This window comes from Salinivibrio sp. YCSC6 (genome assembly GCF_004916735.1).
In the GTDB taxonomy this organism is placed as follows: domain Bacteria; phylum Pseudomonadota; class Gammaproteobacteria; order Enterobacterales; family Vibrionaceae; genus Salinivibrio; species Salinivibrio proteolyticus.
Genome location: NZ_CP039516.1, coordinates 354149 through 369572, shown reverse-complemented (window position 1 = coordinate 369572; position 15424 = coordinate 354149). Strand labels below are relative to the sequence as shown.

General features: G+C 51.2%; 11 protein-coding genes. 2 read left to right on the top strand and 9 right to left on the bottom strand.

Going from position 1 to position 15424, the window contains the following annotated elements:
- Positions 1-9: 9 nt before the first annotated feature.
- The 5 genes from parE to nudF form a co-directional block, all read right to left on the bottom strand.
- A complete protein-coding gene (gene parE, locus E8E00_RS01630; RefSeq protein ID WP_096631516.1) occupies positions 10-1902 on the bottom strand; it encodes a DNA topoisomerase IV subunit B in 1893 nt (630 codons plus the stop codon).
- Between the two features lie 163 nt (positions 1903-2065).
- Entirely contained in the window at positions 2066-2644 is a 579-nt protein-coding gene (gene yqiA / locus E8E00_RS01625; RefSeq protein ID WP_069589251.1) for an esterase YqiA, read from the bottom strand.
- A gap of 4 nt (positions 2645-2648) precedes the next feature.
- Complete coding sequence (cpdA, locus tag E8E00_RS01620; protein WP_096629958.1) at positions 2649-3473, bottom strand: 3',5'-cyclic-AMP phosphodiesterase; 825 nt, start codon at positions 3471-3473, stop codon at positions 2649-2651.
- A gap of 22 nt (positions 3474-3495) precedes the next feature.
- Positions 3496-3942 carry a DUF1249 family protein gene (locus tag E8E00_RS01615; protein ID WP_108742936.1) on the bottom strand — a complete coding sequence of 149 codons (447 nt, stop codon included), beginning with the start codon at positions 3940-3942 and terminating at the stop codon, positions 3496-3498.
- Positions 3943-3955: 13 nt separating this feature from the next.
- Positions 3956-4594 (bottom strand): ADP-ribose diphosphatase, encoded by a 639-nt coding sequence (nudF, locus tag E8E00_RS01610; RefSeq protein WP_069589256.1) that lies wholly within the window; start codon positions 4592-4594, stop codon positions 3956-3958.
- Between the two features lie 231 nt (positions 4595-4825).
- Here nudF and tolC point away from each other — a divergent pair, with 231 nt between their 5' ends.
- Positions 4826-6136, top strand: coding sequence for an outer membrane channel protein TolC (gene tolC / locus E8E00_RS01605; protein ID WP_069589259.1), 1311 nt, complete (start codon positions 4826-4828; stop codon positions 6134-6136).
- A 73-nt stretch (positions 6137-6209) separates the two neighbouring features.
- Here the strand turns inward: tolC and hldE are convergent, their stop codons facing one another.
- Positions 6210-7637 carry a bifunctional D-glycero-beta-D-manno-heptose-7-phosphate kinase/D-glycero-beta-D-manno-heptose 1-phosphate adenylyltransferase HldE gene (hldE, locus tag E8E00_RS01600; RefSeq protein ID WP_077641170.1) on the bottom strand — a complete coding sequence of 476 codons (1428 nt, stop codon included), beginning with the start codon at positions 7635-7637 and terminating at the stop codon, positions 6210-6212.
- Between the two features lie 226 nt (positions 7638-7863).
- Here hldE and lpxL point away from each other — a divergent pair, with 226 nt between their 5' ends.
- Complete coding sequence (gene lpxL, locus E8E00_RS01595; RefSeq protein WP_077641171.1) at positions 7864-8784, top strand: LpxL/LpxP family Kdo(2)-lipid IV(A) lauroyl/palmitoleoyl acyltransferase; 921 nt, start codon at positions 7864-7866, stop codon at positions 8782-8784.
- A gap of 36 nt (positions 8785-8820) precedes the next feature.
- Here the strand turns inward: lpxL and glnE are convergent, their stop codons facing one another.
- From glnE to E8E00_RS01580, 3 genes are all read right to left on the bottom strand, one after another.
- Positions 8821-11670 carry a bifunctional [glutamate--ammonia ligase]-adenylyl-L-tyrosine phosphorylase/[glutamate--ammonia-ligase] adenylyltransferase gene (glnE, locus tag E8E00_RS01590; RefSeq protein ID WP_096629961.1) on the bottom strand — a complete coding sequence of 950 codons (2850 nt, stop codon included), beginning with the start codon at positions 11668-11670 and terminating at the stop codon, positions 8821-8823.
- A 92-nt stretch (positions 11671-11762) separates the two neighbouring features.
- Positions 11763-13364, bottom strand: a complete 1602-nt coding sequence (locus E8E00_RS01585) for a methyl-accepting chemotaxis protein (protein WP_077457560.1) — start codon at positions 13362-13364, stop codon at positions 11763-11765.
- Positions 13365-13703: 339 nt separating this feature from the next.
- The gene (locus E8E00_RS01580; protein ID WP_069590819.1) at positions 13704-15227 is read right to left on the bottom strand and encodes an inorganic triphosphatase; all 1524 of its coding nucleotides are present in this window, start codon (positions 15225-15227) and stop codon (positions 13704-13706) included.
- Between the last annotated feature and the right edge of the window lie 197 nt (positions 15228-15424).

Here is a 15424-nt window from a genome sequence, read left to right as displayed (position 1 = left end):
TATATTTGTTTAAATCTCGGTCAGCTCGGCCATGTCGCCTTTTTGCTGCAACCAGTTACGACGATCTTCTGCCCGTTTTTTACCTAGCAGCATGTCCATCATTAATTGGGTTTGCTCAGGATCATCAATCGTCAGTTGCACCAAACGGCGTGTATTTGGATCCATCGTGGTTTCACGCAGTTGCAAAGGGTTCATTTCCCCCAGCCCTTTAAAGCGCTGTACGTTGATTTTTCCGCGTTTATTACTTAATCGCTCAAGGATGCCTGCTTTCTCGTCTTCATCGAGGGCGTAAAAGACTTCTTTTCCGCAATCGATACGGTACAAAGGCGGCATCGCAACATATACGTGTCCTGCTTCGACTAGGGCACGGAAATGCTGCACAAACAACGCACATAACAGCGTCGCAATATGTAGACCATCAGAATCCGCATCGGCGAGAATGCAGACTTTATCGTAGCGCAATCCGGACAGATCACCGGAGTCGGGGTCTATCCCTAGCGCCACCGAAATATCATGCACCTCTTGGGAGGCGAGGACTTGGTCAGCTGATACTTCCCACGTATTAAGAATTTTACCGCGTAGCGGCATCACCGCCTGAAACTCACGATCACGGGCCTGTTTCGCTGAGCCACCTGCCGAGTCACCCTCCACCAAAAAGAGTTCGGTGCGACTGGAATCTTGCATCGCGCAGTCTGTCAGCTTACCGGGCAACGCTGGCCCCGAGGCGACCTTTTTCCGTACCACCTTTTTCGCAGCGCGCATACGGCGATGGGCGCTGGCAATGCACACCTCAGCCAAACGCTCGGCCAAGTGAGGACGCTCGTTCAGCCACAAGCTAAAGGCATCTTTGACCACGCCAGACACAAAGGCCGCACATTGACGTGAGGACAAACGCTCTTTCGTTTGGCCGGCAAATTGCGGGTCTTGGATTTTCACTGACAAGACATATGCACAGCGCTCCCAGATATCATCCGCGGTGAGCTTCACACCACGAGGCAATAGGTTGCGGAACTCGCAGAACTCGCGCATCGCTTCCAGCATACCTTGGCGCAAGCCATTGACATGGGTGCCACCTTGCGGCGTCGGAATCAAGTTAACATAGCTTTCAGTGGTTAATTCACCGCCTTCCGGTAACCAAATCACCGCCCAATCGACCGCTTCATTTTTGCCACTGAACTCACCGACAAAGGGGGTTTCAGGCAACAATTCAAAGCCCTTCACACTGTCGGCAAGATAGTCTTTTAGGCCCGCTTCGTAGCACCAGCTAATGGTTTCATCGGTATTTTTATCGGTGAAATTGATGGTTAAGCCCGGGCAAAGGACAGCTTTGGCTTTTAATATGGTTTTTAAGCGTGACAGCGAGAATTTACCGGAATCGAAAAACTGACTGTCCGGCCAAAAGTGCACCCGCGTGCCACGATTGCGTCGTCCGCACGTGCCTGTCACGGTCAAGTCTTGCACTTTGTCGCCGTTTTCGAAGGCGATGTCATAGACTTGCCCATCGCGCTTAACCGTGATCTCAACACGACGAGACAAGGCGTTAACCACAGAGATCCCGACCCCGTGCAAACCACCACTAAATTGATAGCTTTTGTTGGAGAACTTGCCGCCAGCGTGAAGCTTACAGAGAATCAGCTCAACCCCAGACACCCCTTCTTCTGGGTGAATATCTACAGGCATCCCACGGCCATCATCAATCACTTCTAATGATTGGTCGGCATGAAGGATCACATCGATTTTACTCGCGTGGCCGGCAAGGGCTTCGTCGACACTGTTATCGATCACTTCTTGCCCTAAATGGTTAGGGCGACTGGTATCTGTGTACATACCCGGGCGTCGGCGCACTGGCTCGAGCCCGTTGAGGACTTCTATCGATCCTGCGTTATAACTTTGCTCTGTCATAATCGATTGGCTTAATAAATGTGATGACATGGTCAGCAAGGGGGCCTAGCTTGTCAAGCTCCGCCCCCTGTTACCGCGAGTTTATGTGAACTGCCATCCGCCTCGTACGCCGCCATGTTCAGACGAGACAAGGTTTGCCTAAGACGTTGGCAATAAAAGGAGGCTACAATCCAAGGAACTGGATAATGTCGGCGCAGTAGCGTTCAAAGCCAACAAAACTATGATCGCCCTCTGGCTCAACCGTTTGTCGACTGGCACTAAATTTCTCAACCGCTTGACGATAGTCGAGCACTTCATCCCCCATTTGCTGCAGCAGCCAAAATTGCGAAGGGTGCGTCAAGGTAGGCACATCCAGCGTGCGCAGCGCCAAAATATCGTCAGCATCGAGTTGATAGCGCTCATGGGTGTAAGGGTTCACCTGCTCGCCGATATAATCCTGCAATAACTCATATGGGCGTACCGCGGGATTGACCAACACCGCCGGTATATCATAGCGCTCACTGAGCCAAGTGGCGAGAAATCCCCCCAGTGAACTGCCAACGAGCCCCAGCTGATGGGTGGCACCATAGGTATCGACCAACTCAGTCAACAGGTTCACGGTGGGTTCTGGGTGGCTCGGCAGTTGCGGGACGAGCACCTGAATATCCGGACGCATTGTTTGACAATACGCCCGCATTTGTCGTGCTTTTAACGACTGCGGAGAGCTATTAAAGCCATGGAGATAAAGCAGTGCTGAGGCCATTGGGTTAGTATCCACTGGAGTCAAAATCAGGACGGAACTGTTGCCCCGTCACACGTTCAACTTGGCTCTCAATCCGTCCATCACTGTACAAATCTAACCAGCGCCAGCCGGGGTTTTGATTATCCAATGCAAAGTCATGCGAGTCCGGCATAAATTGGATACAGGTTGACGGCGATGCCATAACTTGTACACCTTGATGGCGAACATTCAGCGCTTGGTGAATGTGTCCACACACCACGGCTTTTGCCTGTGGGTGTGCCGCCATGATCTGCCAAAACCGCTCGCGGTTAACCAACTTGTGTTGATCGAGCCAAGTACTGCCGGCCTCTAGCGGATGATGATGCAATAACACCAGTGCATGGCGCTGCGGGTACTCACTTAAGTGCTGATCTAACAGGCGTAACTGTTCGCTAGATAATTCACCATGTGGCACGCCCGACACTTGGCTGTCGAGTAATATCATTTGCCAGTGCTCGCCAAGCAACACTTGTGAACAATGCGATAACGAGCCAGATTGCAATACCGAACGCATCTCGGGTTGAAAGTCATGGTTTCCCGGCAGCCAAAAACAGGGTTGCTGCCAACGCTGAATTCCATCTACAAAGCGGCGATAAGATAACGCTGAGTGATCTTGAGATAAATCGCCGGTCGCAATAATGGCGTCAAAGGTACGTTGTGTGGCGCTTATCGCATCAAGCACCGCATGATAACTATGCAGTGTATTAACACCCAGCAAACTGCCCTGTTCGTCCGCGAACAGGTGCGTGTCGGTGATTTGCAGGAGACGAATACAATCGCCGTTCGCGTTCTCAATCTGGCAAGGCTGCAACGTTGAAAATACCTTTGCTGGTTTAGTTTAACGATGATTTATACACGGAGTCTGAGGCGGTCACGCCGCGGCGCAAACAGTGCGCCAGCCAATCAGACAAAAATGCATTAACCTGATGTTTTTCATTGCGCTGATGCATGCGCGGATTCGGATAATCATAACGCGGTTTTAGCCGTGAAATCTGCTGCGTGGTACACACTTCAGCAACACGTGCATCATGGTATAGACGCACGGTTAAATTCGCGCGTAAGTAGTCGGGCGCTTGGCCTTTGCCGAGCTGGGCAATGTCCAGTAAGGTGGTGTAACGGGTTGACTCACGGACAACCAACGCATATTCCTGTCCTTGAATATCGTATCGACACACTTGCCCCACCTCGTCGCGTTTAGGCATTAAACGGACAAGTTTGGCGTAGTTAGTTTCATACAGGCGCATCATCGCCGGTAAGTCGACTCGATAATCTGTTTTCACACACACCTACTGTTTATTGATTGTTTTGTTCATTATAGCTTTGACGCAACCGACTAGCATTGAGTTCCAACCATTGCAGCGCAATGATGGATGCCGCGTTTTCAATCTCGCCATCGACGACCTTTTGATACGCCTGTTGACGTGAGAATCGATGAACCAAGATATCTTCATTTTCGCTTGCCAATCCGTGCACGCCAGCCGCTTCAGACGCATCGACAATCGCCACAAAGACCTCTAGTTGTTCCGAGCAGCCGCCGGAGCTGGATAAATAGCGAGTCACTCGCTCCATCTGCTGCAATAAAAGGCCGGCTTCTTCCCGTGCCTCGCGATGTGCCACTTGCTCGGGAGACTCTTGCTTATCCATCATGCCCGCAACAATCTCAAGCTGCCATGGCGAAGCCCCAGCTGCCATCGCACCGACACGAATTTGTTCTAGCATAACCACTTCGTCACGCACAGGGTCATAGGGAAGCACTGCCACCGCATGACCACGCTCAAACAACTCGCGAACCACGGTGCCACTCCAACCGCCTTTAAACAATCGGTGACGAAACTGATAGCGATGAATTGAGAAAAACCCTTGATAGCATGGTGAGATATCTTCAATCACAATGTCTTCACGGCCAAACTGACCGGGGGGATGGCTGGACATACTCGCTCCTTGCTATTTGTGGTGGCGGTGCAGTCTTATCATTGGCACGGTTGCGCTGCAAACCTTAAACTTAACTTTTTTGATAAAAGTTACAACTATTTTTAAGTCCCAATCGCAAACTGGATAGTTTACACTCAGTGTCTTAACAAATTGTCAGTTTCACGCAAGCATAATTGCGGTAAGCTAGTCGTCGTATTCTTATTGAACAGCTCAAATTCAGGGATTCTACCTATGAAAAAATTGCTCCCTTTGGCTTTAGGCTTGGCACTCGGCAGCCTAAGCTCCGTGGCTCTAGCCGACGATCTCGCCCAAATTTACCAACAAGCGAAGCAAAGTGATCCCACACTCAATCAAGCCGCCGCTGAACGTGACGCTGCGTTTTCAGCCGTGGATGCAACGCGCGGTACATTGCTACCCCAAATTGGGTTAAATGCCGGCTATTCGATTACCCGCAATGACAGCAACGATCAGCGTGACAATAACACCACCAGCGCAGACATCAGTCTAAGCCAACAAATTTTTAAGCGTGATAGCTGGATCAACCTCGATATCAGCGAAATGCAAGCTCGTCAGCTAGATGCCGTTTACGCCGCGCAACAACAAGGCTTGATGCTGCGTGTCGCACAGGCCTACTTTGACGTACTCCGTGCCATGGACAAGCTGGAATTTGTCAAAGCAGAGAAAGCGGCGGTTGGCCGTCAGCTTGAGCAAACCAAACAACGTTTCGAAGTCGGGCTCTCCGCGATTACCGACGTACACGATGCACAAGCGCAATATGACGCAGTACTCGCCGACGAAATCTTGGCCCAGAATGCCCTCACCAATAGCTATGAAGGCTTGCGTGAGATCACTGGCGAAGCGCCACGTGATTTGCGCGTGTTAGATACCGCACGTTTTAGCGCGAGTAAACCTCAGCAGCAACCAGCCGCGTTGGTTGAAACTGCCGAAGAGAAAAACTTGAAGCTGTTGGCAAGCCGTATTGCCCGTGATACTGCCAAAGAGCAAATCAAGCTAGCTGAGTCTGGCCATCTTCCGACTTTAACGTTTAGCGCTAAGTACGGCATGACAGATGTCGATAATCAGCATACTCCAGGCTCAGTCGATTCTAACGAAGGGACTGCCGGACTCACCTTTAGTTTGCCGCTGTTTACGGGCGGAAGCACCTCAGCGAATGTTGAGAAAGCGCAATATAACTACGTTGCAGCCTCGGAAAGCCTGGAAGCCACGTTCCGTTCAACCGTTAAGGATGTTCGCGCCTTCTATAACGACATTAATGCTTCTATCGGTGCCTTGCGTGCCTATGAACAAACGGTCATTTCTGCGCGTTCAGCCCTTGAAGCGACAGAAGCTGGCTTTGAAGTGGGCACACGTACCATTGTGGATGTCCTTGACGCCACACGCCGCCTGTACGATGCCAACCGTAACCTGTCGAATGCGCGTTACGACTACATCTTAAGCCGCCTTCAGTTGCGTCAAGCCGTGGGGACACTTAGCGAGCAGGACTTGCTAGAAATCAACAAAGGCTTGATTGAAAAGCGCTAAGCCTTAGCCGCTAACTTTGATCTAAAAAGGTGCCCTCAGGCACCTTTTTTTATTGACGGTTACTCGCTCGGTTTTATTGACCGCGACGAATTGACTCAATGATTTCAGTGGTGGAACAGCCGTCTTCAAAATTCAGCACTTTTACCTCACCACCGTTATCCATCACCGCCTCAGCACCCGCGATCTCATCAACCTGATAATCGCCGCCTTTGACCAATAGATCTGGCAAGACAGCACCAATCAGGCGCGCAGGTGTTTCTTCACTAAAGGGCACCACCCAGTCGACCGCCCCCAAGCCAGCCAATACCGCCATACGTCGGTCAGTCGGGTTGACGGGACGTCCAGGCCCTTTCAAGGCTTGAACCGATGCGTCGGTATTCACCGCCACAATCAGACGATCTCCCAGTTTGGCGGCTTCATTCAGGTATGCCACATGGCCAGCATGTAAAATGTCAAAGCAGCCATTGGTCATCACCACTTTTTCACCGCGCCCTTTGGCGACTTTCACCGCCTCAATCAACTGCGCTTCTGTGGTGACACCAAACCCAGATTCGTGCGAGCCATGAATCGCTTCGGTCAACTCAATGGTCGATAAGGTAGAGGTACCGAGTTTACCGACCACTACACCAGCCGCCGCATTCGCCAGTGCGCAGGCCTCTTCGATGGGCTTGCCCGCTGCCAACGATGCCGCCAATACCGAAATCACAGTATCGCCGGCCCCGGTCACATCATAAACTTCTTTGGCCAGTGTCGGCAGATTCAGTGGGGCGACATCGGGGCGAAGTAGCGTCATACCGTGTTCACTGCGGGTCACCAATAATGCACCCAACTGATATTTTTCAATCAGCGCAACGCCTTTTTCGACCAAGTCTTCATCACTGTCTACCCGTCCAGCAACCGCTTCAAACTCAGCCATATTTGGGGTTAATAAGCTGGCACCGCGATAGCGCTCAAAATCAGTACCTTTCGGATCCACCAAGGTGGTTACACCGGCTTGCTTGGCCGCCTGAATCAAGGGTTGGACTTGCGACAGTGCACCTTTCGCGTAATCGGACAAAATCATGGCCTGACATTGCGGTAAAGCCGCTTCGACTTTTGCCAACATAGGAGCCACATCCACGCCATCAAATCCCTCTTCAAAATCAAGACGGATCAGTTGCTGGTTGCGACTCATCACCCGCAACTTAGTAATCGTGGGGTGGGAATCGAGCGCGACAAAATCACACGCAACCTTGAGCGAGTGAAGTTTCTGCGTGAGCGCATCGGCCTGCTCATCCTTGCCTGTCAAACCAATGAGTTGGGTATGACCCCCTAACGCAGCGATGTTCATGGCAACGTTAGCTGCGCCACCGGGGCGCTCTTCTGTTTGATTGATCTTCACTACAGGTACAGGTGCCTCAGGCGAAATTCGCCCCGTTGGGCCATACCAATAGCGATCAAGCATCACATCACCCACGACCAAGACTTGGGCTTGGCTGTAGTCAGGAAGGCTAAGTTTCATCTGGTTCTCCGATACTGTCGTTACTGGGCGATAGTAGCACAGCCCCAATAAAAATGACCTATTGTCAGATGGCGCACCGTACAAAAAACACGCAAAAACATTTCGATACCGTCACAATGAGGCAGGTTCGCGCACGATTGTGGCGGGACAGCTTTTTAATTTTGCTCTACAATAGCGCAAGCCTCTCGGCCCCTTCTGGTTTTGGTTTTCATGAGTCATTAACGCTATGAGCGATTTTTCAGCGCCCACTTTTCGGATTGGGTTTGTTCACCCTCGGTATTGGCATACTTGGCTTGGTGTCGGATTCATGTATCTGGCAAGTTGGCTTCCTTATCGCGTCCAGTTTTATTTGGGCCGCGGTCTGGGTCGACTCATGTATACGCTGATGAAACGCCGCGTTGGCATCGCCGATCGTAACCTTGCGCTCTGCTTCCCAGAAATGACCCGCGCTGAGCGTGCCGCGATGGTCAAAGAAAATTTTGCGAATTCGGGGCTTGCCTTGTTCGAAACTGGTATGGCGTGGTTTTGGCCCAAGTGGCGAATCAACAAGCATGTCACCATTGAAGGGTTGGACACTCTGATTGATCTGGAAAAGCAAGGTAAAGGGGTTTTGCTGATCGCCGTCCACTCACTCAATCTAGAAATCGGCGCACGTGGCCTTAGTGACCAAACACCTGGCGTTGGCGTTTACCGCCCCAATACTAACCCTGTCTATGACTGGTTCCAGTTTCGGGGCCGAATGAAACGTAACATTGGCGTAGATCGAAAAGACGTCAAATCCATGATCCGCTACCTCAAAGAGGGGCACCGGATGTGGTACGCCCCCGACCATGACTATGGCCGACGCCGCTCAACCTTTGCGCCGCTCTTTGCGGTCGAAAAAGCCTGTACCACCACAGGGACGAGCTTGCTCGCCACTGCCGGTCACGCAACCGTGGTGCCTTTTTCGGTGATACGCCAACGACGCAATGGGCAGTATCACGTTAAGATAGAGGCGCCAATCAAACACTTTCCTAAAGACGCCCATGAAGCCGCCGTGGTTACCAACCAAGCGGTTGAGCGTTTAATTCTTCGCGCCCCAGAGCAATACATGTGGCTACACCGACGCTTTAAAACACGCCCCGAAGGTGAGCCTTCGTTGTATTGAGTTAAAAAAGGGCTGCTCGCGCGGCCCTTTTTGCGGCTACGGCTGACCTAACCACTGATGCCAAGCCTGTTCGACCACCTCTCTTTGCGTCACAAATTCGCTTTGAGGCACCACGCCTGATTCACCAGCAAGATGGCTGCGATGAAGCGCATTACGCATACCGGTATACGCCTCTTTCAGTGCCAAAGCTTGTGATGTTGGCATCACCCCCGTCTCTCCGGCTTGTTCAAAAATACGCGCATTATCGCTGTAGCGCGTTAAGGCCGGATACTGCTGGCTATGGCTTAACACCAAATACTGTGCCAGAAACTCAATATCCGTAATCCCACCTTTATCTTGCTTAATCGCAAACACGGCTGGGTCATGTCGGTGCGCGTGCTGGCGCATCTTCTCTCGCATCGACGAGACCTGCTCACGCAGTGTCTCTGGGTCTCTTGGGATGGTAAGAATACGCTGACGAACCTCAGAAAATGCTCGGCTTAAAGACGGATCGCCATAGATCATGCGCGCACGCACTAGCGCCTGATGCTCCCAGGTCCACGCTTCATTTTGCTGGTAATCCGCATAGGCTTCTAAGGTACTGACCAACATTCCTGAGGTGCCCGAGGGACGCAGACGGGTATCAATTTCATATAACACCCCAGATGCCGTGCGGGTTGAGAAAAGATGCACAATGCGTTGCGCCAGTCGTAAATAAAACTGACGGCCATCGATCACCTTGCGGCCGTCGGTTTCTATATGGCTTGGACAGTCATGCAAAAACACCACATCCAAATCGGAGTTATAACCTAATTCCCAACCGCCGACTTTGCCATAGCCGACCACGGCAAAGCCGCGCCCTTCACGGTCAGTTAAATGCGTGGGCTGACCATATTTTTCGGTCATTTGGTACCACGCTTGATTCACCACCGCCTCCACAATCGCTTCGGCTAAATAGGTTAAGTGGTCGCTCACTCGCATCACCGGCAATACCCCCGCAATATCAGCGGCGGCAATTTTCAGTAACTGGGTCTGCTTGAATTGACGCACCGCTTCCATCTGCTGTTCCATATCTTCAACCGGGATCCGCGCCAGATAATCCCCAAGCTCACTCCGATACGCGTCGGGTGCTAACGGTTGATAGAGATGGGTTAAATCCAATAGCTCATCTAACAGCATGGGGTAACGGGCAAGCTTTTCTGCAACCAAGGGACTCGCGGCACATAAGCGTAGGACTTGGTCAATGGCGCTAGGGTGCTCGTCCAGAAGCTCAAGGTAGGTCGTGCGTGTCGCAATATTGACCAATAAATGGGTAATGTGCGGCAGTACACGTTCAGGATGAGGCTGCGCCAGTAATTTACTGAGTAATACTGGCATAAGGCGGTTTAGCACATCCCGACCTCTCGGACCCAAGGTCCGCTTTGCCAGCTCTTGCTTAAAGCTCAACAATTGATCCGCGATGTTGGTCTCTGGCACGCCAAGATCGGCCAAGATCAGATTCGCATTATCGGGATCCCGCGCCATCGCCCACAAATCATGATATTCGCTATCAACGTCGGCATCGCCTTCTTGCTCATCATCCCCAATCAAGCCAGAAAACACCTGATGGACCGCATGCATATGCTGGTGAATTTTAGCGACCAAGGATGACCAATCCGATTCATTTAACGCCGCACACAGACGTGCTCGATCAAGCTCCGTCTCTGGAAGCGTTTGGGTTTGTTTATCGTCAATCGCTTGCAGCAGGTTTTCTATCCGACGCAAGTAAAGGTACGCGGCCTTCAACTGCGCCACATCGTTAGCGGGTAATAACGCCAGCTCATCCAGTGCCGCCAAGGTCTCTAACAAGCCGCGCTGACGCAAAGTCGGCTCTCGGCCCCCGCGGATCAGCTGAAAAGATTGGGCAATAAACTCAATTTCGCGAATACCGCCGGCGCCTAATTTAATATTGTCCGTCAAGCCGCGTCGACGGACCTCACGCTGAATTAACTGCTTCATACGACGCAGGGCTTGAATGGCACTAAAGTCGATATAGCGACGAAAGACAAACGGACGCAACATCTGACGCAAGCTTTGATAGCAATTGTATTGCTCTTTGCCCATCACCCGCGCTTTGATCATCGCATAACGTTCCCAATCCCGACCTTGTTCTTGATAGTAATCTTCGAGCGCAGCAAAGCTCATGACCAAAGGACCACTATCGCCAAAGGGGCGCAAACGCATATCAACCCGATAGCAAAAACCATCCACGGTCGGTTGGTCGAGCGCTTTAATCAAGCGTTGCCCTAATCGGGTAAAGAACTGCGCATTGGCGATACTGCGTCGCGCACCTTGCGTTTCGCCATTGTCGGGATAGGTAAAAATTAAATCGATATCTGAGGAAAAGTTCAGCTCACCGCCACCCAGTTTTCCCATACCAAGGATCAACATAGGTTGCGCCTCGCCTTCCGCATTCATTGGCGTGCCCCACGACTGAATGCAATGCGCATAAAGCCATTGATAGGCAGCCAGTATTTGCGCCTCAGCCAATGCCGATAGATGCTGCAAACTTTGTTCTACTGACCAATTACCTTGGATATCTTGCCAAGCAATCCACACCAGCTCTTGTTGGCGCACCTGACGCAACACGCGATGGAACGCGGCTTCATCGTCAACCGATTCAAGTGCTTGGGCTAATAAGGGTGAGTACTGACTCGCGCGACATGGATCATCGCGATGTTGGTATAACCAGTCCAATAAACCGGCTTGCTGTAATAAGGCAGCCGCAATAAATTCACTGCATCCAAGCGCCCGCTCGAGTTGCTCGCGGGCACTGCCTTGCCAGCGCGCTAATGCCTCTGCACAGTGCGCTTCAAGCTGGGAGAGATGATGATTGATGGTTGGGGCGAGCATATCAGGCAAAGCCATGGTGATTCCTTGTTGCGCTATCCTGCTTTGACATTAACAAAAAACGGCCCGCATGCGCAGCGGGCCGTTCCAGAGTGTGAAAAACGCGTCGATTAAATCTTGAATGCGCCAATTTTTTCATTAAGCGATTGGGCACTTTGCTCCACCATTTCTGCAGTTTCATGCAACTCGGTGACCACGGTCACCGAAGCTTGCACCAGCTCTTTCACATTGGTGAGATTTTGGTTCATTTCACCCGCGACCGAAGCTTGTTGTTCAGACGACGAAGCAATTTGGAAATTCATGTCATTGAGAGAACGGATCTGCGCCACGATTTGATCGAGTTCCCCGCCCGCTTGGCTGACCGAATCAACACTGCTATCAGCCTCACTCACACTGCGCTCCATCAAGCTCACTGCTTGTTGTGCACTTTGCTGCAATTGGGTGATCATATCCTGAATTTCCACTGTCGCCTCTTGGGTATGTTGTGCCAACTTACGCACTTCATCAGCCACCACCGCAAATCCACGTCCGCTATCCCCAGCACGCGCCGCTTCTATTGCGGCATTGAGAGCCAGCAAATTGGTCTGCTCAGAAATCCCTTGAATAGTGACAACCACAGTGCCAATTTTTTCCACTTGCGATTCAACTTGGCTCACTACGTGTGATGACTGACTAATGTCACTCGACAGCTCGTTAATGGTGTTGATGGTCGTTCCCACATAGCGCTGACCACTCGCCGCCTGTTCATTCGACGCTTCAGTGGCTTTCGAGGCTTCACGCGTATGTTCAGCCACATTCTGCACCGTGGCACTCATCTCACTCATCGCTGAGGCAAGCTGATCGATTTCGGCAAACTGTTCCTGCGCAGATTCCTTGGTCTCCGCCATACTGATGGTCATAATCTCTGCTAATGATGACAACTCATCAGCGGCTTGACGCTGCGCATCAATCACATCCACCAGTTGTTGGCGAGACGTCTCAAGCTCACGCGCCAGATCACCAAATTCATCACGACTGTTCATCTCAATTGGCTCGCTTAAATCTCGCTGCGCCAAGGCCCGAATTCGATCGGTGAGGTAATTGATTTGCCGCAGCATAATATTGGAGCCACCCAGCAAAATGACCATAAAGGAGACAATCATCAGTGCCGTCTGCCAAGCTATTTGGATCATATAGTCGTGATAATACGACTGGGCTTCCGACGTTGGCTGCGAGGCAACAATCCACCAATCACTGCCGGCAACAGGCACCGCATAACCATGTCGTGCACCGTCATACACCGTATAGCTGAATGCGCTAGATTGATTGAGAAATAGGTCAGCCACGTCACTATCTTGGTGATCATCTGGCACGCGTAGCTCAGCGAATTGGGTCATTGAAGGGTGTGCCCACACCTGACGCTTTTTATCATTCACCAAGTACAAATAGGCACCTTCGTTAAACTCGGCATTCATACTCTCGACCGCTTCTCGCATCAGCCGCTCACCGTCAGGCTGCGCCATCAATGCTTTGGTCATGGCAGCGCCCGAGCGCGCCAGTTCTTGTGTCTGTTTGAGGGTAAAATCCACCACGGATTGACGGAATGTTTGTGCATCCCATAATTGCTTACCCACCAACAACACGGTGCTAAATACCATCAAAATAACCAGCTTGGGAACTAAACGCAGATTGGTCACTGGTTTTTCCCATGCATAGAAGCTATGTTTCGCCATAATCCTGCACACTCCATGCCCACATCAATGCTGACTCGCGACCCTACGAGGCGGGCGATAATTATTCTCGACAATTCGTTATATCGGTAAATCCGGCGATGACTAAACCCTTGTTTACCTTATTTGTGATAATTGCCCACATCCATATTCAATAATGATAAGTTAATCAGCACAACAGATGCCCCTGATACCTCACCGCGCGGTTATAACTAACCAAGTAGGCTAGCGTTTTGATGTAGATTGCGTTTCTTTTCGCTTGGAGAAGATCGTTATTCAATTTGCGATCGCACGCGCAGTATAAAAAAAGCAGCTCTTTGAGCTGCTTTTATAAGAAGGCATTTAATCTTGCCAATAGGGGGTAAGCGTCAGGCCTGTTTGGCGACTTTGCGTCATCGCGTGTAATAACGACTCTTCTTTACGCGCCAACCATTTTTCTGCTTGCTTCTTATCTTCGTCGTCGTCCAGCTCTGCCACCAGTTCACGCACAGGCTCGAGCAAACGCAGCTCTTCGATGCCTTGTAACATATCCAGCCAAGGCAGGCGGAACGCTTTGCGCCGGCTTTTATCAAACAAAGACGCGAGGCAGGTACCCAGTAACAAGTTGCGTTGCAGTCTTGGATACTGATCAAAATAGTCGTGCCGCGTCAGGGTTTTCGTCTCATCAAAAACCGCCAACAGCTCTTGCCAAGAATCCGGCAAGGCTTTATCGGCAAAGTGTTGGATGGGCTGGGCAAGCTTTTCTTCCGCTTTGTCATCCAAGAAAGGCTGCCACCCTTTGGATAAAATCCAACGACTTAAATCCAACAGCAAGTTGCAGTAACGTGATGCATGGAGCAGCGCAACCACGTCTTCTCGCTCAGGCAAGGTTTCGTGCTTTTCTTTCAGCGCCTTAACCAAGGATTTACGGGCATTAAGTTTGCGTAAATATTGCCCCTTATCCTCGCACAAACGTGCAATGGCAGTGGCATGGTCAAGCCAAGCTAACTCGCCTTCAAACCATTGCAGCTCTTGACGCAAAAGGGTGCTAGCACGGCGAGGCACCACGCTACCAAACAACGCAAGCGCTTGACGGATCAGTAATACCGCATAGCGAATTTCTTGCAGCGCATCGAGCGATTCTCGCTCAATATAGATTTGCTCATGATAATGCCAATGGCTGAGCGCATGCTCCAAAATACGGATCAGCGCTTTCTCTTGAGAGTCGTCATCACGTAACTTCACAATCGATAGTGCCGTGACCGGATCGCCTTGGTAACCCGTTGCTAAACGATAGCCACGCGCAGCCTTGCTTAAATTCCCAAGACGCACGCCGCCTTCATCAGCCAAGTTACGCGCCAGTGAGAACAACGCATCGGTTTGACCAGAAATCAACTCCAGTTCAACCTCAGAAATCACGTCTTTATCGCCCGCATCCGTCGACACTTCGCCTTGATCACAGGCCAGTTCGATCTGGCTGCCGTCTTCGGTTGCCAAAAGCCACTGACGGCGCACAAAATCAGTCGAAAATAGCGGCTGAAGTTGACTCGCAAGTGCTTGTATATCTAATCCATCGGGCCATGCTTCGACCGGGATCAAAGAAAGGTCCGGCTCAGGTCCGTTAAGCTCGGCGTTGTACTCTGGGCGTTGATGTAGCCCAGCGACCACCCGGCCCGCCGTTTTCAGCGTTTGAATATAAACGCCGTCAAAGCGGCGCACCCGCAAACCGATATCGTGTTTGCGTAGGGTAAAATCTGGCGTATCAAAGTAGATGTTTCCCAGCTCGCGCTGGCTCTGCTGTAGCTGCTTTACACCGACAATTTTATCGCGAATGCGGTGAGAGAAGTCAGAAGAGACAAAAAACTTGAGCTCTATCTCAGTGTCCATACGGGTACCTATAGCCAATTGCCAGACAAGGATATGAACAATTGATCCTGTCGGCAAGTACTGGAGTTATAAGGCTTGATCAGGCGCAATGAGGGTGAGATCACAAAAGCTGTTTCTTTAACCAATGTTCTGCGCTACCATTCGCCGCTCCGATATACCATCGTTGAACGTTTGGCCTCCATTTTGCCCTCTGGGCA

Excerpts from the sequence above, each read along its gene's own strand:
- parE (WP_096631516.1), bottom strand. The coding sequence starts at position 1,902 with ATGACAGAGCAAAGTTATAACGCAGGATCGATAGAAGTCCTCAACGGG.
- yqiA (WP_069589251.1), bottom strand. The coding sequence starts at position 2,644 with ATGGCCTCAGCACTGCTTTATCTCCATGGCTTTAATAGCTCTCCGCAG.
- nudF (WP_069589256.1), bottom strand. The coding sequence starts at position 4,594 with ATGTCCAGCCATCCCCCCGGTCAGTTTGGCCGTGAAGACATTGTGATT.
- tolC (WP_069589259.1), top strand. The coding sequence starts at position 4,826 with ATGAAAAAATTGCTCCCTTTGGCTTTAGGCTTGGCACTCGGCAGCCTA.
- hldE (WP_077641170.1), bottom strand. The coding sequence starts at position 7,637 with ATGAAACTTAGCCTTCCTGACTACAGCCAAGCCCAAGTCTTGGTCGTG.
- lpxL (WP_077641171.1), top strand. The coding sequence starts at position 7,864 with ATGAGCGATTTTTCAGCGCCCACTTTTCGGATTGGGTTTGTTCACCCT.
- glnE (WP_096629961.1), bottom strand. The coding sequence starts at position 11,670 with ATGGCTTTGCCTGATATGCTCGCCCCAACCATCAATCATCATCTCTCC.
- E8E00_RS01585 (WP_077457560.1), bottom strand. The coding sequence starts at position 13,364 with ATGGCGAAACATAGCTTCTATGCATGGGAAAAACCAGTGACCAATCTG.
- E8E00_RS01580 (WP_069590819.1), bottom strand. The coding sequence starts at position 15,227 with ATGGACACTGAGATAGAGCTCAAGTTTTTTGTCTCTTCTGACTTCTCT.